General features: G+C 73.6%; 20 protein-coding genes. 7 read left to right on the forward strand and 13 right to left on the reverse strand.

Annotated elements, in window-relative coordinates:
* Window positions 1–7: 7 nt before the first annotated feature.
* Complete coding sequence (locus IMZ35_RS07080; protein WP_199440089.1) at window positions 8–652, reverse strand: hypothetical protein; 645 nt, start codon at window positions 650–652, stop codon at window positions 8–10.
* Window positions 649–1,428 carry an ABC transporter ATP-binding protein gene (locus IMZ35_RS07085; protein ID WP_229370864.1) on the reverse strand — a complete coding sequence of 260 codons (780 nt, stop codon included), beginning with the start codon at window positions 1,426–1,428 and terminating at the stop codon, window positions 649–651. Before IMZ35_RS07085 ends, IMZ35_RS07080 begins: the two co-directional genes overlap by 4 nt.
* Window positions 1,429–1,596: 168 nt before the next feature.
* On the opposite strand from IMZ35_RS07085, the gene acnA reads away from it, so the two are divergent.
* Window positions 1,597–4,428 (forward strand): aconitate hydratase AcnA, encoded by a 2,832-nt coding sequence (gene acnA, locus IMZ35_RS07090; RefSeq protein ID WP_307867833.1) that lies wholly within the window; start codon window positions 1,597–1,599, stop codon window positions 4,426–4,428.
* 54 nt (window positions 4,429–4,482) lie between these two features.
* On the opposite strand, the gene IMZ35_RS07095 is transcribed toward acnA, so the two are convergent.
* On the reverse strand, window positions 4,483–5,040 hold the full coding sequence (locus tag IMZ35_RS07095; RefSeq protein ID WP_199440091.1) for a DUF4291 domain-containing protein: 558 nt from the start codon (window positions 5,038–5,040) through the stop codon (window positions 4,483–4,485).
* 86 nt (window positions 5,041–5,126) lie between these two features.
* On the opposite strand from IMZ35_RS07095, the gene IMZ35_RS07100 reads away from it, so the two are divergent.
* The 3 genes from IMZ35_RS07100 to IMZ35_RS07110 are packed head-to-tail and all read left to right on the forward strand — an operon-like array spanning window position 5,127 to window position 7,341.
* A complete protein-coding gene (locus tag IMZ35_RS07100) occupies window positions 5,127–5,747 on the forward strand; it encodes a cyclodeaminase/cyclohydrolase family protein (protein ID WP_199440092.1) in 621 nt (206 codons plus the stop codon).
* Window positions 5,744–6,562: a bifunctional 5,10-methylenetetrahydrofolate dehydrogenase/5,10-methenyltetrahydrofolate cyclohydrolase gene (locus IMZ35_RS07105; RefSeq protein ID WP_199440093.1), complete on the forward strand. Its 819-nt coding sequence runs from the start codon at window positions 5,744–5,746 to the stop codon at window positions 6,560–6,562. The genes IMZ35_RS07100 and IMZ35_RS07105 overlap by 4 nt, the downstream gene beginning before the upstream one ends.
* Window positions 6,559–7,341: a hypothetical protein gene (locus IMZ35_RS07110; protein WP_199440094.1), complete on the forward strand. Its 783-nt coding sequence runs from the start codon at window positions 6,559–6,561 to the stop codon at window positions 7,339–7,341. The genes IMZ35_RS07105 and IMZ35_RS07110 overlap by 4 nt, the downstream gene beginning before the upstream one ends.
* Window positions 7,342–7,350: 9 nt before the next feature.
* Here IMZ35_RS07110 and IMZ35_RS07115 read toward each other — a convergent pair whose 3' ends face one another.
* Entirely contained in the window at window positions 7,351–7,995 is a 645-nt protein-coding gene (locus tag IMZ35_RS07115) for a response regulator (protein WP_199440095.1), read from the reverse strand.
* Window positions 7,986–9,128 carry a sensor histidine kinase gene (locus IMZ35_RS07120; RefSeq protein WP_307867834.1) on the reverse strand — a complete coding sequence of 381 codons (1,143 nt, stop codon included), beginning with the start codon at window positions 9,126–9,128 and terminating at the stop codon, window positions 7,986–7,988. The genes IMZ35_RS07115 and IMZ35_RS07120 overlap by 10 nt, the downstream gene beginning before the upstream one ends.
* Window positions 9,129–9,258: 130 nt before the next feature.
* On the opposite strand from IMZ35_RS07120, the gene IMZ35_RS07125 reads away from it, so the two are divergent.
* A complete protein-coding gene (locus IMZ35_RS07125) occupies window positions 9,259–9,918 on the forward strand; it encodes a DedA family protein (RefSeq protein WP_199440096.1) in 660 nt (219 codons plus the stop codon).
* 81 nt (window positions 9,919–9,999) lie between these two features.
* On the opposite strand, the gene IMZ35_RS07130 is transcribed toward IMZ35_RS07125, so the two are convergent.
* From IMZ35_RS07130 to IMZ35_RS30455, 6 genes are all read right to left on the reverse strand, one after another.
* A complete protein-coding gene (locus tag IMZ35_RS07130) occupies window positions 10,000–11,613 on the reverse strand; it encodes an alpha/beta hydrolase (RefSeq protein ID WP_307867835.1) in 1,614 nt (537 codons plus the stop codon).
* A 111-nt stretch (window positions 11,614–11,724) separates the two neighbouring features.
* A complete protein-coding gene (egtD, locus tag IMZ35_RS07135; RefSeq protein ID WP_199440097.1) occupies window positions 11,725–12,699 on the reverse strand; it encodes an L-histidine N(alpha)-methyltransferase in 975 nt (324 codons plus the stop codon).
* Between the two features lie 37 nt (window positions 12,700–12,736).
* On the reverse strand, window positions 12,737–13,489 hold the full coding sequence (gene egtC, locus IMZ35_RS07140; RefSeq protein WP_199440098.1) for an ergothioneine biosynthesis protein EgtC: 753 nt from the start codon (window positions 13,487–13,489) through the stop codon (window positions 12,737–12,739).
* Complete coding sequence (gene egtB / locus IMZ35_RS07145) at window positions 13,490–14,857, reverse strand: ergothioneine biosynthesis protein EgtB (protein ID WP_199440099.1); 1,368 nt, start codon at window positions 14,855–14,857, stop codon at window positions 13,490–13,492.
* Window positions 14,854–16,092, reverse strand: a complete 1,239-nt coding sequence (locus IMZ35_RS07150) for a glutamate-cysteine ligase family protein (protein WP_229370874.1) — start codon at window positions 16,090–16,092, stop codon at window positions 14,854–14,856. Before IMZ35_RS07150 ends, egtB begins: the two co-directional genes overlap by 4 nt.
* 92 nt (window positions 16,093–16,184) lie before the next feature.
* On the reverse strand, window positions 16,185–16,379 hold the full coding sequence (locus IMZ35_RS30455; RefSeq protein WP_229370876.1) for a hypothetical protein: 195 nt from the start codon (window positions 16,377–16,379) through the stop codon (window positions 16,185–16,187).
* Window positions 16,380–16,516: 137 nt separating this feature from the next.
* Between IMZ35_RS30455 and IMZ35_RS07155 the strand changes: the two genes are divergently transcribed.
* Both IMZ35_RS07155 and IMZ35_RS30460 read left to right on the forward strand, forming a co-directional pair.
* Window positions 16,517–17,107, forward strand: a complete 591-nt coding sequence (locus IMZ35_RS07155; protein ID WP_199440101.1) for a TetR/AcrR family transcriptional regulator — start codon at window positions 16,517–16,519, stop codon at window positions 17,105–17,107.
* 20 nt (window positions 17,108–17,127) lie between these two features.
* The gene (locus tag IMZ35_RS30460; RefSeq protein WP_229370881.1) at window positions 17,128–18,849 is read left to right on the forward strand and encodes a TIGR03618 family F420-dependent PPOX class oxidoreductase; all 1,722 of its coding nucleotides are present in this window, start codon (window positions 17,128–17,130) and stop codon (window positions 18,847–18,849) included.
* Between the two features lie 52 nt (window positions 18,850–18,901).
* On the opposite strand, the gene IMZ35_RS07165 is transcribed toward IMZ35_RS30460, so the two are convergent.
* The gene (locus tag IMZ35_RS07165) at window positions 18,902–20,011 is read right to left on the reverse strand and encodes an ABC transporter permease (RefSeq protein WP_199440102.1); all 1,110 of its coding nucleotides are present in this window, start codon (window positions 20,009–20,011) and stop codon (window positions 18,902–18,904) included.
* Entirely contained in the window at window positions 20,011–20,895 is an 885-nt protein-coding gene (locus IMZ35_RS07170) for an ABC transporter ATP-binding protein (RefSeq protein WP_199440103.1), read from the reverse strand. The genes IMZ35_RS07165 and IMZ35_RS07170 overlap by 1 nt, the downstream gene beginning before the upstream one ends.
* Between the last annotated feature and the right edge of the window lie 2 nt (window positions 20,896–20,897).

A 20,897-nucleotide genomic window follows, 5' to 3' on the forward strand; every position in this document is an offset into this window, starting at 1 on the left:
GGGGCCGTCACCTCCGCAGCGCGACGGCGCGGCCCGCGACGACGGCGACGGCCAGCAGCGCGACGGAGAGCGCCAGGAGGCCCAGCAGCGCCGGCACGGACACGTCCTGGTGCCCGAGCATCCACAGCGCGAGACCGACGGGCGTGGACCTGCCCGCCAGGAACGTCACCACGACCACCGCGGTGCACGCGAGCAGCGTGACGCCGGTGCGGGTGATCAGCGGTCGCGACAGCAGCAGTCCCGCCGCCGCGCCGGAGAACCCGCACACGAGGTGCGCGAGGAGCCCGGTGCGCACGTCGGCGAGCGTGTACGGGTGGGGGTTGGTGAGCACCGGCAGCGCCGTCGCGACGATCGCGAACAGCAGCACGGTGGCGGCGGTCAGGGTCGCGACGGCGGCCAGCACCCGGCCCCAGCCGCCCGCGGTGACGACGGTGATCGTCCGCAGCACGGGGTCCTCGGCGGTGGAGATCACCACGGCGAGCCACGCCCCCACGGGGAAGATCAGCGCGCAGGACCCGGCGTAGGCGGGGAGCACCGTGCCCGCGTCGCCGGAGTAGAGCATCCCCAGGACCGCGCAGTACAGCAGCGCGGGGGCGAGGTAGCGCTGCGAGCGCAGCACGTCGGCGCCGAGCAGGCGCAGCAGGGCGATCACGGCCGTCCCCCGCGCACCGCGACCACCGAGCAGCCCAGCCGCAGCGCCCGCGCGAGCACGTCGTCGCTGGCCGAGGCGTCGACCACCAGCCGGACCACGTCACCGCGCGGACCGGCCTCGCGCACCCCCTCGGCGGCGGCCAGCGCGTCGAGGTGGGCGGCGGCCCGCGCCAGTTCGATCTCCACGCCGCTCGCCGCCGCGCCCCGGCCGAGCTGGACGCGGCGGACTCCCGGCAGGGCGAGGGCGTCTCCGCCGTGGTCGGTGACCACGACGGTCGCACCGGCGGCGCGGGCCTCGCCGAGCAGCCCGCCCAGCACGGCCGAGGCGGAGACGTCCAGCCCGGACCACGGCTCGTCCAGGACGAGCAGGCCCGGCGGCGCCTGGAGCGCCTGGACGAGCGCGACCTTCTGCGCGTTGCCCTTGGACAGCCGGGCGATCGGCGCGTCGACCTCGCCGGTGAAGGCGAGCCGCTCCAGCAGCGGGGACGGGTCGGACCGGACGCCGCGCACCGCGGCCAGGTGGCGCAGGTAGTCGCGGGTGCTGGCGCGCACGCCCTCCGGGAAGCGCTCGGGGGCGAGGGCCACGTGCGCCGGACGACCGGTGACCGTGCCGGAGGTGGGCGACGCGAGACCGGCCAGCACCCGCAGCAGGGTGGTCTTCCCCGAGCCGTTGCCGCCCAGCACCACGACCAGGTCGGCCGGGTCGAGGGTCAGGTCGACGTCGCGCAGGACGAGCGGGCCGCGCCCCCAGCGCTTGCAGACTCGATTCAGTCGCATCACCGGTCCCAGTGTGCCGTGATCCGCGTCCACCCCACTTGAAGCCGAATACAGGACGCGCGTACTGTTTAGGGCAGGCGGGGCCTGTCTGCGCGGGTGTGGAACATGCGCGAGACTCGCCCCCAGTCCCACAACTGACCACCTGCGCTGTCACCAATGGAGTTGCACGTGTCTGCACCTGCGAGCAAGGACAGCTTCGGCGCCCGCGGCTCGCTCACGGTCGGGGACACCTCGTACGAGGTGTTCCGCCTGAGCGCGGTCGACGGTGCGGAGCGCCTTCCGTACAGCTTGAAGATCCTGCTGGAGAACCTGCTGCGCACCGAGGACGGCGCGAACATCACCGCCGACCACGTCCGCGCCCTCGCGGGCTGGGACCCGAGCGCGACCCCTGCGACGGAGATCCAGTTCACCCCCGCGCGCGTGGTCATGCAGGACTTCACCGGCGTCCCCTGCGTCGTCGACCTCGCCACCATGCGCGAGGCCGTGACGCAGCTCGGCGGCGACCCCACCAAGGTCAACCCGCTGGCTCCCGCCGAGCTGGTCATCGACCACTCGGTCATCGCCGACGTCTTCGGCCGCCCGGACGCGTTCGAGCAGAACGTCGACCTGGAGTACGAGCGCAACCGCGAGCGCTACCAGTTCCTGCGCTGGGGTCAGACGGCGTTCGACGAGTTCAAGGTCGTCCCGCCCGGCACCGGCATCGTCCACCAGGTCAACATCGAGCACCTGGCGCGCGTCGTCATGACCCGCAACGGCCAGGCGTACCCGGACACCCTCGTGGGCACCGACAGCCACACCACGATGGTCAACGGCATCGGCGTCCTGGGCTGGGGCGTCGGCGGCATCGAGGCCGAGGCCGCGATGCTCGGCCAGCCGGTGTCGATGCTCATCCCGCGCGTCGTCGGCTTCAAGCTCAGCGGCGAGCTGCCCGCCGGTGCGACCGCCACCGACCTGGTGCTGACGATCACCGAGATGCTGCGCAAGCACGGCGTCGTCGGCAAGTTCGTCGAGTTCTACGGCGAGGGCGTCGGCGCGGTGCCGCTGGCCAACCGCGCCACCATCGGCAACATGAGCCCCGAGTTCGGCTCCACCTGCGCGATCTTCCCGATCGACTCCGAGACGATCGACTACCTGAAGCTGACCGGCCGCCCGGCCGAGCAGCTCGCGCTGGTCGAGGCGTACGCCAAGGAGCAGGGCCTCTGGCACGACCCGTCGGTCGAGCCGCAGTTCTCCGAGACGCTGGAGCTGGACCTGTCGACGGTCGTCCCGTCGATCGCCGGCCCGAAGCGCCCGCAGGACCGCATCGAGCTGGTGGCGTCCAAGCCCGCCTTCCGCGGTGCCCTGAGCGCCTACGTCGGCAAGGTCTCCGAGGTCCCGAAGTCCGGCGTGGACGAGGCCGTCGACGAGACGTTCCCGGCCAGCGACCCCGTCGCCGTCGGCACGAAGTCCGAGGACGACAGCGCGCCGCGCGTCGTGCACTCGGCCGCCGAGGGCGCCGACGGCCGCCCCAGCAACCCGATCTCGGTGACGCTGGACGGCAAGACCTTCGAGCTGGACCACGGCGCCGTGGCGATCGCCGCGATCACCTCGTGCACCAACACCTCGAACCCGTCGGTCATGATCGGCGCCGCCCTGCTGGCCAAGAAGGCCGTCGAGCGGGGCCTGGAGCGCAAGCCGTGGGTCAAGACGACCCTCGCGCCCGGCTCCAAGGTCGTCATGGACTACTACGAGCGCGCCGGCCTGACCCCGTACCTGGAGAAGCTGGGCTTCCACCTGGTCGGCTACGGCTGCACCACGTGCATCGGCAACTCCGGCCCGCTGCAGGACGAGATCTCCGCCGGCATCCAGGAGAACGACCTCGCCGCGGTGTCCGTGCTGTCGGGCAACCGCAACTTCGAGGGCCGGATCAACCCGGACATCAAGATGAACTACCTGGCCAGCCCGCCGCTGGTCGTGGCGTACGCCATCGCCGGTTCGATGGACAAGGACATCGTGTCCGAGCCCATCGGCACCGACACCAACGGCGAGCCGGTCTACCTGGCCGACATCTGGCCGTCGCCGCAGGAGGTCCAGGAGGTCGTGTCCTCGGCCATCTCCTCGGAGATGTTCACCAAGGACTACGCCGACGTGTTCGCCGGTGACCAGCGCTGGCAGTCGCTGCCCACGCCGACCGGCAAGACGTTCGAGTGGGCCGACGACTCCACCTACGTGCGCAAGCCCCCGTACTTCGAGGGCATGGAGATGGAGCCGGAGCCGGTGACCGAGATCAGCGGCGCGCGCGTGCTCGCGCTGCTGGGCGACTCGGTGACCACGGACCACATCTCCCCCGCCGGCGCCATCAAGCAGGACTCGCCCGCGGGCAAGTACCTGACCGAGCACGGCGTGGAGCGTCGCGACTTCAACAGCTACGGCTCGCGCCGCGGCAACCACGAGGTCATGATCCGCGGCACGTTCGCCAACATCCGCCTGCGCAACCTGCTGCTCGCCGACGAGAACGGCGGCGAGGGCGTGCAGGGCGGCTTCACCCGCAACTTCCTCGCGGACGGCGAGCAGACCACGATCTACGACGCGTCGGTGGCCTACGCCGAGGCCGGCGTGCCGCTGGTCGTGCTCGCGGGCAAGGAGTACGGCTCCGGCTCGTCGCGCGACTGGGCGGCCAAGGGCACGTCGCTGCTGGGCGTGCGCGCCGTCATCGCCGAGTCGTTCGAGCGCATCCACCGCTCGAACCTGATCGGCATGGGCGTGCTGCCGCTCCAGTTCCCGGAGGGCTCCACGGCGGCGTCGCTGGGCCTGGACGGCACGGAGACGTTCGACTTCACCGGCATCACCGCGCTGAACTCCGGCGACGTCCCCGGCACGGTGCACGTGGCGGCGGCGAAGGCCGACGGCTCGACGGTGGAGTTCGACGCGGTCGTCCGCATCGACACCCCCGGTGAGGCGGACTACTACCGCAACGGCGGCATCATGCAGTACGTGCTGCGCAAGATGGTCCGCAGCTAGGTCCCGCTCTCGCGCGAGGGGCCGTCCACCTCCGGGTGGGCGGCCCCTCGCGCGTCAGCCGGTGGCGCCGAGGCGCTCCGCGACGTCCGGCGGGAGCGGGTAGGGGCGCTCCGGCGGCAGCAGGGCGCTCGCCTCCGCCGTCCGGCCCCGTCGCACGAGGCCGTGCACGGCGTGCGCGAGGTGCGTGACGTCGCGCAGGCCCACCGTCCACTCCCGCACGTACCGGTGGGACGCCGAGCCCGCCAGCCCGACCTGGATCGCCCGGTGCGCCAGGGGGTTCAGGTGCAGGTCGCGCTCCGGGTCCCACTGGACGCGCACCTCCGGCTTGCGCTCCGCCCGCTCGCTGCTGAGCACCGCCGACCGCAGGGCCGACTCGAACCCCTCGCGGGTGACGGTGATGGCGAGGACGCGCTCCTGGTCCGGCTTCCCGGCCCAGCCGCAGCGGTACATCGTCCACAGGAACGACGGCTTGATCCACGTCATCCGGTCGGGCCGGAAGGGCGGCACGAGGCGGCCCGCCGCGAGGGCGGGTTCGGCGACGGCCGGGGAATAGGCCTGGTAGACGGTGATGGTGCGGGCGTCGTGATCGGCCCTCACCTGCTTGTGCTCCACCCCGTCAGCCTCTCCCGGCGGTCAACCGGGATTCGGCCGCTCGTGGTGCGCGCGCGGCCCGAACCGGCAGCGATAGGGTCGGCACCGTGCGCGATCAGACGATCACCGACTTCCTCGACCAGCTCGCCAGCCGCGCGCCCGCTCCGGGCGGCGGTGCGAGCGCCGCCCTGCACGCCGCGCAGGCCGCGGCGCTGCTCGGCATGGTCGCCCGCTACAGCGACGGCCCGAAGCACGCCGAGCACGCCGGCCTGATCGACCGGGTCCGCGACGACGCCGACGCGGCGCGCGACCGCGCGCTCGGGCTCGCGGAGGAGGACGCGGCGGCGTTCACCGCCGTCACCGACGCCTACCGGCTGCCGAAGGCGTCCGACGAGGAGAGGGCGGCGCGCTCGCGGGCGATCGCCGACGCGCTCGTCGGCGCGGCGGAACCGCCCGCGCGGGTCGTGCGGGAGGCGCGGCGGCTCGTGGCGCTCGCCGCGGAACTGCTGCCGGTGGCCAACCGCACCGTGATCACCGACGTCGCCGCGGCGACCGAGGCGGCGCGAGCGGCGGCCACCACGGCCCGGATCAACGTCGAGGTCAACCTCCGCGGGATCACCGACGAGGCGGTGCGGACGTCGCTGACCGCCGACGTGGCGAGCGTGGACGACGTCGTGGCCGGGGCCGAGCGGGTCACCGCCGCCGTGCGCGAGGAGATCGCCCGATGAGCGAGCTGTCCGGCAGGGAACTCGCGGCGGCGATCCGCGCCGACGTCACCGCCCGCGCGGCCGTCGCGCACCCGCGGCTGGCGGTCGTGACGGCGACCGACGACGGGGGCAGCGCGTGGTACGTGCGCTCCATCGCCACGGCGGCGGCGAAGGTCGGCATCGCCTGCGACGTGGTCGACCTCGGCGCGGGGGCGAGCGCGCGGGACATCGCCGCGGCGCTGCGCGGACCGGCCGGGGACGACGCCGTGCACGGCGTGGTGCTCCAGACCCCGCTGCCCGCGGGCGTGGCGCTGGAGGACCTGACGGCGGAGATCCCGCCGCACAAGGACGTGGACGGCGCGAACCCGCTGTCGCTGGGCCGCCTCGCGGCGGGCCTGCCCGCGTTCGCCCCCGCCACCGCCGAGGCGGTCGTGACGCTCCTGGAGCACCACGACGTCGCCCTGGCCGGGCGGCACGCCGTCGTCGTGGGGCGCTCGACCGTGGTCGGCAAGCCCGCGCTGCACCTGCTGCTCGACCGGAACGCGACGGTGACCGTCGCCCACTCCCGCACGACCGACCTGGCCGCCGTGACGAGGACGGCCGACGTGCTCGTGGCGGCGGTCGGCCGCGCCGGACTGATCACGCCGGAGCACGTGCGCCCCGGCGCGGTCGTCGTGGACGTGGGCACGAACCCCACCGAGGACGGCGGTCTCGCGGGCGACGTCGCACCGGAGGTGGCGTCCGTCGCGAGTGGACTGACCCCGGTGCCCGGCGGCGTCGGCCCGGTCACGACGGCGCTGCTGCTGCGCCACACCGTCGAAGCAGCGGAACGGTGATCCCCTCCGCGCTGGCCCTCGGCGCGCTCGGCGCGGTGTTCTGGATCGGCGCGTCGCGGCGCGCGGTCCGGGTGACGGGTGTCGTGCTGTGCTGGCTGGCCGCGACGGCGCTCGCGGCCGAACTGGCGGGTGACGTGGTGACGCCGGTCGCGGTGTCGGTGCTGGCGGTGCCGCTGGTGGTGTGGCGGCGCGCGCTGCTGTCCCGGCCGTGGGCGCCGCTGTACGCCGCCGGCGTCGTCCTGCTGGTGCTGAGCCTGCCGACCCTGCTGGTGAACCCGCAGCCGGTGGACGAGCCGGTGAGGGTGTACGTCGGCACGGCCCCCGGCTTCGTGACCGGTTCCAGCGCGTACGAGTCCGAGCTGACGGCGACGTTCGACGTCGGTGTGCCCGGCTCCTGGACGGGTTCCAGGGCGTACGAGTCGCCGCTGACGGAGACGTGGAGCTTCGGCCCCTACTCGTCGTCCACCGCGACGGCGCTGCCCCCCGTGACGGTGCCGGACGCGGTGGTGATCGCCACCGCCGTGGCGCTCGCACTCGTGGCGTGGGCGTGGCGACGACGTTCGGCGCTCGTGCTCACGACGGCCGGACTGTTCCTGGTGACCGCCGTGGACGGTGGTCTGGAGCCGTCTGCGCGCGCCGTCTCGTCGTCGGGTCCGCCCGTCGTGCCCGGCCTGATCACGCCGTCGCTGGTGCTGCTGGCGGGTGCCGCGGTGGCGCTGGTGGCGCACCGTCGGTCCGGTTCGCGGGGCAGGTCCGGACTCTCCGCCGAGGGAGCCTGAACGCTCGTCTCAGGTGCCCAGGTGGCGGAGGATCGCCAGCACGCGGCGGCTGTAGCCCGCCGTGCGGTGCAGCTCCAGCTTGTCGAAGATCGAGTTCACGTGCTTCTCCACGGCGCTGGCCGACACGTGCAGCGCGCTCGCGATGCTCGCGTTGGTGTGGCCCTCGGCCATCTTCTCCAGCACGTCGCGCTCGCGCGGGGTCAGCCGCGTCAGCGGGTCGAGGTGGGTGGTGCGGGCCAGCAGCCGCCGGACCACCTCGGGGTCGAACGCGGCGCCGCCCGCACCGACGCGGTCCAGGGCGTCCAGGAAGTCCCCGACCTGCGCCACCCGGTCTTTGAGCAGGTAGCCGACCCGGCCACCGTCACCGGTGACGAGTTCGGTGGCGTAGCGCTTCTCCACGTACTGCGACAGCACGAGCACGCCGATCGCGGGCCACCGGCGGCGGACCTCCAGTGCCGCGCGCAGTCCCTCGTCGGTGTGCGTCGGCGGCATCCGGACGTCGGTGACCACCACGTCCGGCGGGTGCGTCTCGACGGCGGCCACCAGCTCGGTGGCGTTCCCCACCGCGGCGACGACGTCGTGCCCCTCCTCGACCAGCAACCGGACCAGTCCCTCGCGCAGCAGGATCGAGTCCTCGGCCAGGATCACCCGCACGGCAGCTCCGCGACCACCGTCGTCGGGCCGCCGGGCGGGCTGTCCAGCGTGAACAGCCCGTCCACCGCGGCCACCCTGCGCGCCAGACCGGACAGCCCGCCACCGCTCGGGTCGGCTCCGCCGGAACCGTCGTCGGCGACGCGCACCACCACGGTCTCCCCCACCCGCTCCACGTCGATGCCGATCCCGGTGGCCCCCGAGTGCTTGATCGCGTTGGTGACGGCTTCGGACACCACGAAGTACGCGGCGGTCTCGACCGCCGCGGTCAGCCGTCCGGACAGCTCGCAGCGCAGCCGCACCGGCACGCCGGAACGTTCGGCGAGCGCCTCCAGCGCGGTGTGCAGCCCCGCCTCGTCCAGGGCGGTCGGATAGACGCGCCAGGTGACGTCGCGCAGGTCGGCCAGCACGCGCTGCGACTCCTCGTGGGCCTGGCGCAGCAGGTCGTCGGCGTGCGCCCGTTCCGTCGAGCGGCGCGCGCGGCCGAGCAGCATCCCCAGCGCGACCAGCCGCTGCTGCACCCCGTCGTGCAGGTCGCGCTCGATGCGGCGGCGCTCGTCGTTCACCGCCTCGACCACCTCGGCGCGGCTGACCGCCAGCTCGGAGACCCGTCGGCGCAGCAGCTCCCGGCCGTCGGGGCCGAGGAACCGCGCGGCCACGGCCCGTTCCGCGGTCACCACCCCGATCACCCCCTGCACCGAGAGGAAGACCAGAACCACGCCGACCAGCACGAACGTGATCCGCTCCGACCAGTCGTCGACGCCGGCACCTCCCCCGAGCGGCTGCCCCGACACCAGTTGCCACACCATGATCGCAGCCGACGCCGCACCCAGCCCGACGAACGTCACGACGCCCTGACCGAGGCAGCCGACCACCAGCCGGACGGCCAGGTAGCGCCAGGCGCGCGGTCCCGACGAGCCGCCGGGGACGGTCGCGTCGAAGTGGTCCGCCAGTCTGCGGCGCTCCAGCTCGACCAACCGCAGCGCCCACGCGTAGATCCTCGGCCGCGCCGCGGGAACGGCCAGCGCGGGGCCGGTGCACAGGACGAAGGCCAGCTCGGCGAACGCGGTCACACCGCCGAACACCACTCCCACCGTCACGCGCACGGCTCGCCGGAACACGTCGGAAGCAGGCACGAGAGCAGGTTATCGAGGGCCCCGCGGGGGTGTACTGCGGTTTTCCGCAGCGTTCGGGTGCGGAAGGTCCGCGCGCGGACGGCGGTGAACCGCATGGTTCCGACCAGCGCGAATTCCTAGCGTTCCGGGCATGACGACGCTCACCGCACCGACCGACACCGCCGAACCCCTGGGAGGGCTCGCCGGCTGGGCCGTCGGACTGATGGACTCGCTCGGCGGCCCCGGCGCCGCCCTGATCGTGGGTCTGGACAACCTCTTCCCGCCGATCCCCAGCGAACTCGTGCTGCCCCTGGCCGGGTTCTCCGCCAGCCGGGGGACCTTCACCCTCGTGGGCGCCCTGGCCTGGACCACGCTGGGCTCGGTGCTCGGCGCGATCGTGGTCTACCTGCTCGGGGCGCTGCTGGGCCGCGAGCGGACCAGGGGGCTGCTGGCGCGCATCCCGCTCGTCGAAGCGGCCGACTTCGACCGCACCGAGCGCTGGTTCGCCCGGCACGGCACGAAGGCGGTGTTCTTCGGCCGGATGGTGCCGATCTTCCGCAGCCTGATCTCGCTGCCGGCCGGGATCGAGCGGATGCCGTTCTGGACGTTCCTGACGCTGACCACGCTGGGCAGCCTGATCTGGAACTCGGTGTTCGTCGGAGCCGGGTACGCGCTCGGGGAGAACTGGCACCGGATCGGCGACTACGCCGACGTGTTCCAGAAGCTCGTGATCGGTCTGGTGGTCGTGGCGGTCACGGTGTTCGTCGTGGTCCGGCTGCGGGCCCGCCGCACCGCCTCCCGCACGCGCTGACGCGCGGGAGGCGGTGTTCGAACGCTCCACTCGTGGTGCTCGAACGCTCCACTCGCGGTGTCCGAACGCTCCACTCGCGGGTCAGGCGAAGGGTTGGGCGTCGGGCTGGAAGACCTGGCCGTCGGCCGGGGCCGTCAGGTTCACCAGGTAGTCCGTCACGGCCGTGTCGACGCCCTCGCTGTCGCCCAGGATGCAGTGGCCGAAGGAGTCGACGCTGAGCAGGCGGGCGTTGCCCAGCTGCTTCGTCATGCGCTTCGAGAAGTCGTGCCGGGTGGCGGGGTCGTAGTAGTTGCCGACCACGACCACCGGGTTCGGCGTCCGGCGGTTCCACGGCCCGGAGTAGCGGTCCGGGTGCCGCACCGGCCACGTCGCGCACGTCAGCAGGTCCGACGCCGCCTGCTGGCGGGCGAAGGTCGGCGACTCGCGCTCCCAGACGTTCGCGATGATCGGGAACAGCCCGGGGGCGCGCAGGAACGGCTTGTCCGTGCAGTTGACGCCGAAGTAGGAGTCGTCGCTGTCGTAGGGGGCGTCGACCACGCCCACCCGCACGTCGGCCAGGCCGTGCCGGTTGTTCAGCAGCGGCACGTCGGGGGCCGCGGGGGCCGCCGCGGCCGAGACCGACGGGAACGCCGTGTCGTACGCGCTCTGCAGGCGCGCGGCGAGGACGCTGAACGACGACGGCGAGTACAGGTTGCTCGACACCTGGCCGACGAACGCGGCGAACGTCACGACCTGGCCGTCCGGCAGGGTCACCGGGGTGGTGCGCAGGTGCTCGCGGAGCTGGTCGAACTTCGCGCGCGGGTCGCCCTCGGAGAACGCGCACTTCTCGGCCACCGCGTCGCAGCGCTTCAGGAACGCGTCGAGGGCGATCTCGAAGCCCTGCGCGCGCTGCCGGTCGTACTCGGTGCCGTTGGTGGTGCGCAGCGCCGGGTCGACGTTGCCGTCCAGCACGATCGCGCGGGACCGCTGCGGGAACAGGTTCGCGTAGGTCGCGCCGAGCAGGGTGCCGTAGGAGAAGCCGACGTAGGTCAGCTCCTGATCACCGACGCCCCGGCGCAGGAGGTCCAGGTCGCGGGCCACGTCCTCGGTGGACATGTGGTCCAGCAGCGGACCGGCGGTGCGGGCGCACGCGTCGGTGTAGTCGCGGGTGGCGTCCACCGTGTCGCGGATCTCGGTCCGCGTGATCGGCGCGGAGGACATGCGCGAGTAGACCTCGTTCGCCTCCTCGTTCGTGGCGAAGCAGCGCAGCGGGTCGCTGCGGCCGACACCGCGCGGGTCGAAGCCGATGAGGTCGAACCGGTCGAGGACGTCCTGCTGGAAGAACGAGGCGCCGTGGGCGGCGTAGACGAGCCCCGCGCCGCCGGGCCCGCCGGGGTTGACGAACAGCGAGCCGATCTTCCTCGCCTGGTCGAGCGCGGGGCGCTTCATCATCCGGATGCCCACGGTCGCGCCGCGCGGACGGTCGTGGTCCACCGGCACGGCGTAGGTGGCGCAGCTCACCACCTCGCGCGAAGCCGCGGGGATCTCGGCGAGCACGTCGGCCGCGCACGTCTCCCACTGCGCGGGCGCCGCGTGGAAGCCCGCCGTCTCCGGCTGCGCGACGGCGGTGCCCGCGACTCCCGACAGCGCCGTCCCCAGCGCCAGCGCCGCCGTCAGCGCCGCTCCGCCCACCGATCTGCGCACACGATCTCCCACCGGTCCCGCTCCTTCCGCCACCCGACGCGCCGTCACGGCGCGTCGAGAGCGAAGCTTCCACGCGCGCGGCGTCGGCGACACCGCAGATCGGAGGGAATTCCGGCGCGCGGATCAGCCGGCGGCGCGGGCCAGCGACACCGCGAAGCGCTGTCGCGAGTCCGTCCACCAGCGGTGCAGCTCGAACCCGGCGGCCCGGAGCTCGGACTCCACGCGGTCGCGGCGGAACTTCGCCGACACCTCGGTGCGCAGTTCCTCCCCCTCGGCGAACTCGACGTCCAGGTCCAGCGCACCGAGTCGCGCGCGGACCGGCCGCCGGGCCCGCAGCCGCATCTCGATCCACTCCTGCTCGGCGTTCCACCGGGCGACGTGCGCGAAGTCGTCGACGTCGAAGTTCCCGTCCAGCTCCCGGTTGAGCACCAGCAGGACGTTGCGGTTGAACTCCGCGGTCACGCCCCGCGCGTCGTCGTAGGCGCGAACCAGGACGTCCGGCGCCTTGACCAGGTCGGTGCCCAGCAGCAGCCACTCCCCGGTGCCGAGCACGTCGCGCACCGAGCGCAGGAACTTCTCCCGCTCCTCGGGGATCAGGTTGCCGACGGTTCCGCCGAGGAACGCGACGAGCCGCGAGTCCGACGGCGGGAGCAGCCCGAGGTGCTGGGTGAAGTCGCCGACCACGCCGTGCACGGTCAGACCGGGGTAGTCCGCCACGACGGACGCCGCCGCCTCCCGCAGCGCCGAGGCCGACACGTCCAGCGGCACGAACTCCCGCAGCGTGCCCGCCGACGTCAGCGCCGTCAGCAGCAGCCTGGTCTTCTCCGACGAGCCGGAACCCAGCTCCACGAGGCGGCGGGCTCCCGTGGTGACGGCGATCTCGACGGCGCGCTCGGCGAGCACCTCGCGCTCGGCGCGGGTCGGGTAGTACTCGGGCAACCTGGTGATGTCCTCGAACAGCCTGCTGCCCCTGGCGTCGTAGAAGTACTTCGGGGACAGCCACTTCGGCGACGCGGTGAGTCCCGCGCGCACGTCGGCGCGCAGCGACTGCGCGGCGTCGGCGGCGGTGAGGTGCACGTCGACCACGGTCTCGGTCATCGTCGTCCTGTTCTCGGTGGCGGTGGAACGGGGAGGTTCACTCGGGTCGGGCCAGCGGGAGGACGTCGGCCCCGGACGCCGTCGCGAGCACGAGGTGGCGGTCGGGGACCTCCCGCCAGCGCTCGTCGGTGTCGTGGGGCTCGGAGGCGAGGAGCGCCGAGTCCCCGGTGTGCAGCAGGTGCAGCGCGTGCGTCCACGCGGTGCCGACCAGGACCGTGCCGTCGGTCAGCAGCAGGTTCAGCCGCGAGCCGGGCGCGGCCTCCTCCACGGCGGTCACGACGGCGGCGACGGCGTCCGCCGGGTCCTCACCGCGGGCGAGGCGGTGCCGCAGCAGCGCCCACAGCAGCGCCGAGTCGGTGGGCGCGTCCAGGGTGAGCAGGTCGGTCACGGGCAGGGACGCGGCCACCCCGGCCACCGAGTCCGGCCAGCCGCGCACGACGCCGTTGTGGCTGAACAGCCAGCGGCCGTCGGTGAACGGCGCGCAGGCCGTGTCCACGACGGGCGTCCCGACGGTGCCGGAGCGCACGGCGGCGAGCACCGCGCCGGACCGGCTGGCCCGCGTCACGGCGTGCAGGTTCTCGTCGGCCCAGATCGGGCCCGCCCTGCGGTAGCGGACGGGCGCCTCACCCGGCGCCGGGAACCACCCGACGCCGAAGCCGTCGACGTTGACGGTCCCGCCGCGGCGCATGTCCCGCGGCGCCCACGACTGCCGCACCAGCGAGTGCGGCTCGTCGTAGAGCAGTGCGGCGACGGGCACGGCGGGGCCGAGGTACCCCAGGTGGCGGCACACTCAGCTCAGCTCTCCCGGCTTCGCGTCGCGGGCGCAGCGGAACCCGGCGAAGATCTGCCGCCGGACCGGGAGGTCCCAGTTGCGGAACGTCGCCCGCACGGCGGACGGGTCGGTCCCGAACGATCCGCCGCGCAGCACCTTGTGCGCGGGGCCGAAGAACACCTCGGAGTACTCGCGGTACGGGAACGCCTCGAAGCCGGGGTACGGGTGGAGGTCCGTGCTGGTCCACTCCCACACGTCACCCACGAGCTGGTGCACGCCCAGCGCGGAGGCGCCCGCCGGGTACGCGCCGACCGGCGCGGGGCTCAGGTGCCGCTGACCGAGGTTGGCGTGCTGCTCGGCGGGCTCCTCCTCGCCCCACGGGTAGCGCCGCGACAGGCCCGTGGCCGGGTCGAAGCGGGCCGCCTTCTCCCACTCCGCCTCGGTGGGCAACCGCTTGCCCGCCCAGCGGGCGTACGCCTCGGCCTCGTAGAAGCAGACGTGCACGACCGGTTGCGCCGGGTGCAGCGGCTCGGTCCGGCCGAACGCGGTGCGCGCCCAGCCCGAGCCGTCCCGCTGCCAGAAGCGCGGCGCGACGAGCGACGCCGACACGCGGTGCGCCCAGCCCGCCCCGCTCCACCAGCGCTCCTCGTCGTACCCGCCGGCCTCGACGAACGCCGCGTACTCCGCGTTGGTCACCGGGGTCGTGTCGAGGAAGAAGGGCTCGGTGTGGGCGGTGTGGCCGGGGCGCTCGTTGTCCAGCGCCCACGCCTCGGTGGACGTGCCCATGACGAACGGTCCGCCCGGCACGAGCACCTCGGCGGGCAGCATCCCGGCCGGGGCCGCCGGTGGCGCGGGAGCGTGCAGCACCGGGTCGCCGGTGCGCAGCTGGTGGGTGGCGAGCATCGTCTCGTCGTGCTGCTGCTCGTGCTGCACGATCATGCCGAAGGCGAAGGCGTTGTCGACGAGCCTGCGCCCCTCCAGCGGGGTGCGCTCCAGCACGTCGAAGACCTTGTTCCGGACCTCGCTCACGTAGCCGCGCGCCTCACCGGGAGCCAGCAGCGGCAGCTCGGGACGGACGGACCGGGCGTGCTTGAACGCGTCGTACAGCTCGTCCACGTCGGTGCGCACGGGCTCGCGTCCGCCGACGTCGCGGACGAGCCACAGCTCCTCCTGGTTGCCGATGTGGGCGAGGTCCCACACCAGCGGCGACATGAGCCTGGAGTGCTGACGGGTCAGGTCGTGGTCGTCGACGGCGTCGGTGAGCGCGGTGGTGCGGGCGCGGGCGCGCTCCAGCTCGCGGGCGACCCGGTCGCGGAGCTGCTCGGTCGAGGGCTGGCGTGCCGTCCGCGTCTCGGCGGTCTGCGGCTGGCTCTGGGACGTGGTCACGGTCGGACACCTCCGGAGGGCTCGGCGAGTGCGCGGTGCAGCTCCTCGGCGATCACCGAGGTCTGGTCGGACGGCAGTCCGGTGCTGCCGAGCGCTCGGCAGCCCACCTCCACGACGCGGTGCGCGGCCTCGGCGACGCGGGTGTCGCTCAGGCCGTGGCGGGCGGCGGTCAGCCACCGGCCCGTCGCCCGCTCGGTCGCGTCCAGCACCTCGTCGACCACCGACGGACAGCTGAACAGGGCCGTCATCAGGGCCACCGGTGTGATCCAGTCACCGGGTCGCGGGGTGTCGAGGTAACGCACCTCCAGGTACCCGCGCGGGCGCACCGGCGGGAACATCGTGGAGAGGTGGTAGTCGAGGTCGTCGTTCGTGGGACGCCGGTCGAACGCCCCGTCGATCCACTCGGCGAAGGTGAACGAGCGCGGCGGGATCCAGGAGCCGCCCGGTCGGCGCAGCACGATCACCGGCGTGTCCAGGACCCTCCTCGCCCAGGACCCGGCGGGGTCGGCCGACACCGCGGCGGGCCGGGTCCGGACGGGATCGGTGCCGTAGAGGGCGCGCATCCTGGCCGACGCCCACTCCGGACGCCTGCCGCCGACGCCGGGCGAGTTCGCGAACAGCGCGATCAGCACGGGCCCCAGGGCGTGCACGGCGGCCCAGCGCGCGTGCAGGTCGACTCGTTCGCCCAGGTCGAGGCACACCTGAAGGCCGGCGGTGCTGCACATCATCGTGATGCCCTCGGGCCCCAGCGGGGCGAAGGCGTGCTCCATCGCGGCGTAGCGCGGTACCTGGAGGACCCGGTGCGGCGGCCGGTGCGGGTCCGCGCCGCGCTCGCCGAGCACGAGGCCGGCGGCGGCGAGGAGGTCTGTGAGGGCGGAGACGTCGTCCGCCACGACCGTCAGCAGCTCGGAGAGCGAGGTGCTGGGCGGGGTGGAGATCTCGACCTGGCCACCGGGTTCCACGGTCAGCGGGGTGCCGCTGGGCAGTGGCCGCTGAGGACTGTCCGGTACCAGGGTGGGTGGGGCGTGATCGCCCAGTGCCGAGGCCAGGGTCGCCGCGTCGAGCTGGCCGGCGGGATCGTCCCGGTGGTGGACGGTCCACTCCATCTCGACGCCGACGTAGCGCGGAGGGCCGTGCTTGAAGCACACGGAGGCGACGTACGCCTCCGCCTCCGCACGGTTCGCGAAGACCGCGGGAGCGGGCCCCGGCGCAGAGTAGTCACGCACAGCAGTCAATTCTGACACTCCCCGTGATGACGTTCCGGATTTCGACGCTACACGCGGGTACCGACAGAAGCACGGGCCGACGACTGCCGGGGCCCGCCGGATCAGGGAACAGCGGGACGTTCGCCGTCGTCGTCGCGGTGGACGTCGTGGTGGACGAGGAGGGCGATCAGGTCGGGAGCGCTCGCCTGGTGCAGCACGCGCACGAGGTCGACCGCGTCCGAGGCGCGCGACATCCTGCTGACCGGCCAGTCCAACCCGGCGGTGAGCTTCGCCAGCGCGTGCTCGGTCGCGTCCACGATGGACACGGTATGCCCGGTGAGCAGGGATTTCGAGCCCGGAGGAGCACATCCACCCCAAAGGATCACGGGGAGCCGCGCACGCAAACCGTACGTACTGATTGGACCTTCGGGGCGGCGGCTGCGACCATTCTGCCGTGCCCAAGGTCAGTCAGGACCACCTCGACGCGCGGCGGCGCCAGATCCTCGACGGCGCACGCTCGTGCTTCGCGCGCCACGGCTACGAGGGGGCGACCGTGCGCCGCCTGGAGGAGGCGATCGGACTCTCCCGCGGGGCCATCTTCCACCACTTCCGGGACAAGGAGTCGCTGTTCCTCGCCCTGGCCGAGGACGAGGCGCTGCACATGGCCGACGTCGTCGCCGAGCAGGGACTCGTGCAGGTCATGCGGGACCTGCTGGCGCCCCGCCCCGAGGGCGCCGACCACCCGGCCGACTGGCTGGGCACCAGGCTGGAGGTCACCCGGCGGCTGCGCACCGACCCCGAGTTCCGCGGGCGGTGGGCGCAGCGCTCCCAGCAGTTGACCACCGCGACCCGGCAGCGCCTGCTGCGCCAGCGCGAGGCGGGCAACCTGCGCGACGACGTGGACGTCGACGTGCTGACGAACTTCCTGGAACTGGTGCTGGAGGGCCTGGTGTCGCACCTGGCCATGGGTCTGCCCGGCGCGCACCTGACCCCGGTGCTGGACCTGGTGGAGGAGACGGTGCGCCGCCACCGCAGGTCGAGCTGACCCGGGGGAGCGCCGAGAGGATGCTCCGGACCTACCTCGCCGCGGCCGGTGCCGCGCGGCTGGCCGACGAGGTGGTGGCCGTCGCGGTCGTGCTGCTGGTGCACGCCCGCACGTCCGACCTCGCGCTGGCCGGTGCGGTGGTCGCGGCGTACACGCTGCCGTCCGTGCTGTCCGGGCCGCTGCTCGGCGCGTGGCTCGACCGCGCCCGGCGTCCGGCGGCCGTGCTGGCGGGCAACCAGTTCCTGCTGGCGGCGGTCGCGGTCGGACTGTGGTGGGCGATCGGCCGCGCGCCGGTGGCCGTCGTGCTGGGGCTGGCCGCGCTCACGGGCGTCACGCTGCCGGTGACGAGCGGCGGCTTCAGCGGCCTGGTCCCCCGGCTGGTGCCCGCGACCGACGTGACCCGTGCGACCGACGCGGACGCGCTGCTGTTCGGCGTCGCCGCGATCGGCGGTCCCGCGCTCGCCGGCGCGCTCGCGGTCACGGCCGGTGAGGACGCCGCGGTGCTCGTGATCGCCCTGCTCGCCGGGGCCGGCGGCGCGTGCGCCGCGGTGCTGCGTCCCGCGCCCCGCGACGGGTCAGCCGTACCGCCGCGCCTGGCCACCGCGGTGCGCCGCGGGCTCGCGCACCTGGTGTCCGGTCCCCCGCTGCGCGGCGGGACGCTGACGACGGTGCTCGGCTTCGGCTCGACGGGCGTGCTCGTGACGGCGCTGCCGGTCCGGGTGGGCGAGCTGGGCGCGGACGGGGGTGCGGCCGGGCTGGTGTGGACGGCGTTCGAGGCGGGCTGCGTCACCGGGCTCCTGCTGGTGCGCCGCCACCTGCCGCGCTGGGCACCCGAGCACGTCGTGTTCGTCGCCACGGCGCTGCACGGCCTGGTGCTGGCGACGTGGCCGCTGGCCGGGAGCGTGCCGGCGCTGCTGGCCCTCGCCGCGCTCGCCGGTCTCGTCCAGGGCCCGGTGCTGACGTCGATCATCACCGCGCGCCGGCTGTACTCGCCCGCCGACCTGCTGGGGCAGGTCTCGACGACCGGCGCGAGCCTGAAGATCGGCGCGTTCTCCGTCGGGGCGGCGGCGGGCGGCCCGCTGGTGGTGTCCTCCGGCGCCGCGGTGGCGGTCCTCGTCGTGGCGGTGGGCCAGCTGATCGCCTCGGCCGCCGGGTGCGCCGCCGCCCGGACCGGTCGCGCGGCCGTGCGCCGTTCCCGGTGGGGCGGCGCGGGGAACTCCGGATGCGTTCGCGGCTCTCCGGCGGGTACACCCGTCTCGTACCCGGCCGTCGTCGCACCGGCGCCGGCGAGAGCGTCCACCGAGATCCGAGGAGCACCGATGTCCACGCCCCCGCTGCCGCCAGAGGCCGACGCCCTGCTGCGCCGCCCCAACCCCTGCGTCATGGCCACCCTGCGCTCGGACGGCACACCGGTGTCGACCGCCACCTGGTACCTCTGGGAGGACGGCCGGGTGGTGATCAGCCTGGACGAGGCCCGCGTGCGGCTGAAGCACCTGCGCCGCGACCCGCGGGTGACCTTCACCGTCCTCGCCGAGGGCGACTGGTACACGCACGTCACCCTCGTCGGCCGCGTCGTGGAGATGTACGAGGACGGGGACCGGAAGGACATCGACCGCATCTCCGAGCACTACACCGGCAAGCCCTACGCGGACCGGGTCAACACCCGCGTCACCGCCGAGGTCGAGGTCGACCGCTGGCACGGCTGGGGCGCGATGAAGGACAACGACCAGCCCTCCGGGTGAATCCGCGGCAGCCGGGGGCCGGGCGGGTGCGCGCGCACCCGCCCGGTTCCGCTCAGTCCTCCCGCGTCCACGCCTTCGCCAGGGCGAGCTTGCCGCCGGTGTGCAGCAGCGACCGGGAGTACAGCCTGCTCGCCAGCAGCACGATCAGGACGACCGTCGCGGCCAGCAGCCCCATCGCCACCAGCGCCTCCCAGGCAGCCGCCTGCCCCTCGAACAGCCGGACCGGCATGGCGATGGCCGACGAGAACGGCACGAACGACAGCACGGCGAGCGCGGTGGCGTCGTCGGAGAAGAACATCACGCCGAAGTAGGGCCCGATGACCAGCATCATCACCAGGCCCATGCTGGAGCCCAGGTCCTCCTGCCGGCTGACGACGGCCCCGGCGACCGCCCACATCGCGGCCAGCAGCACGAAGCCCAGCACGAGGAACGGCACGAACCAGGCCAGCGCGGGCGCGACCAGGGCGAGCAGTTCCGAGTGCCCGCCCAGCCGCAGCGCGACGGGCGTCACCACCGCGAGGACCAGCACCTGACCGAGCGTCAGCAGCGTGTGTCCGACGATCTTGCCGGCGAGGAGGGCCCGCACCGGGACCGTCGCCACCAGGATCTCCACGATCCTGGTCTGCTTCTCGGTGACGGTGCTCTGCGCGATGGCCGTGCCGCCCATCCCGAACACCAGGAACGTCAGGGCGAACACCACGATCACCAGCTGCCGCTGTCCCCCGCCCACCTCCGAGGGGTCGAGCAGGTCGACCGGCGGCGCGGTGCGCAGCGCGGCCACGACGTCGGTGGGCGGGTCGGTGAGCGCGACCACGCGCACACCGGTGGCCGACTCGCCGCTGGTGTCCGGCACGACCGCCGCCTCCACCTCCTCCGACCGGACCAGCTCCTGCGCGGCGGCGAGGTCGCCCACCGAGCTGATCTCCAGGTCCGCGCCCGTCAGCGCCTCGGCGGCCTGCGCGCCGACCGTGACGACCTTCGTCTGCCCGCCGCCGAGCACGGCGGGCAGGATCGACGACGCGAAGAGACCCACCACGATCATCCCGAGGCCGATCCAGAACGCCTTGGTGCGCAGGAAGGACTTCACCTCGCGCTCGGCGACCAGCCGGGTGGCGGAGACGAGGTCCCTCGCCCGGTCGTCCTGCTTCGCCGCGGTGGTCATCAGATCGCCTCCATGAAGATCTCGTCGAGCGTGGGCACGACGGGGGTGAAGCTGCGGACGGAACCCCGGCGCAGAGCGGCCTCCAGGACGACCTGGTCGGCGTCGTCGGGACCGTCCAACTCGAACACGGCGCGCGGGCCGTCGACGTCGACGACCCGGACGCCGGGCACGTCGCGCACCCACCCGGCGTCGGAGGCCACGACCAGTTCGAAGCGCCGGGTGCCGTAGCGGGCGCGCAGCTCGTCCCGCGCGCCGCTGGCGGCGATCCGGCCGCCGGAGATGATGACCACGTCGTCGCAGAGCCGTTCCACGACCGAGAGCTGGTGGCTGGAGAACAGCACCGGCACACCGTTCGCGGCGCGTTCGCGCAGCACGCCGAGGACCGTCTCCACCGCGATCGGGTCCAGGCCGGAGAACGGCTCGTCGAGGATCAGCACGACCGGGTCGTGCACCAGCGCCGCGGCGATCTGCGCGCGCTGCTGGTTGCCCAGCGACAGCTCCTCGAGGTTGTCCTTCGCCCGGTGGCCCAGTTCGAGCTGGTCGAGGAGGCGTTCGGTGTTGCGCCGCGCCGCGGCCTGGTCGAGTCCGTGCAGCTGCCCGAGCCAGCTGATCTGCTCGGCGACGCCCATCTTCGGGTAGAGGCCGCGCTCCTCCGGCATGTACCCGAACCGCCGCCGCACCCCGCCCGTGATCGGGGAACCCCGCCAGGTGACCGTGCCAGCGTGGGCGGCGAGGACACCGAGGACGATCCGCATGGTCGTCGTCTTCCCGGAACCGTTCGCCCCCAGGAACCCGGTCATCCGTCCCGGCAGGACCTCGAAGGACACCCCGTCGAGGATCTGGTGGTCGCCGAAGCTCCGGCTGATCGACGTGACTGTCAACATGG

The sequence above is a fragment of the Umezawaea beigongshangensis genome (genome assembly GCF_016464305.1).
Classification (GTDB): domain Bacteria; phylum Actinomycetota; class Actinomycetes; order Mycobacteriales; family Pseudonocardiaceae; genus Umezawaea_A; species Umezawaea_A beigongshangensis.

Excerpts from the sequence above, each read along its gene's own strand:
- IMZ35_RS07085 (WP_229370864.1), bottom strand. The coding sequence starts at position 1,428 with ATGCGACTGAATCGAGTCTGCAAGCGCTGGGGGCGCGGCCCGCTCGTC.
- IMZ35_RS07105 (WP_199440093.1), top strand. The coding sequence starts at position 5,744 with ATGAGCGAGCTGTCCGGCAGGGAACTCGCGGCGGCGATCCGCGCCGAC.
- IMZ35_RS07125 (WP_199440096.1), top strand. The coding sequence starts at position 9,259 with ATGACGACGCTCACCGCACCGACCGACACCGCCGAACCCCTGGGAGGG.
- egtD (WP_199440097.1), bottom strand. The coding sequence starts at position 12,699 with ATGACCGAGACCGTGGTCGACGTGCACCTCACCGCCGCCGACGCCGCG.
- IMZ35_RS30460 (WP_229370881.1), top strand. The coding sequence starts at position 17,128 with ATGCTCCGGACCTACCTCGCCGCGGCCGGTGCCGCGCGGCTGGCCGAC.
- IMZ35_RS07165 (WP_199440102.1), bottom strand. The coding sequence starts at position 20,011 with ATGACCACCGCGGCGAAGCAGGACGACCGGGCGAGGGACCTCGTCTCC.
- IMZ35_RS07170 (WP_199440103.1), bottom strand. The coding sequence starts at position 20,895 with ATGTTGACAGTCACGTCGATCAGCCGGAGCTTCGGCGACCACCAGATC.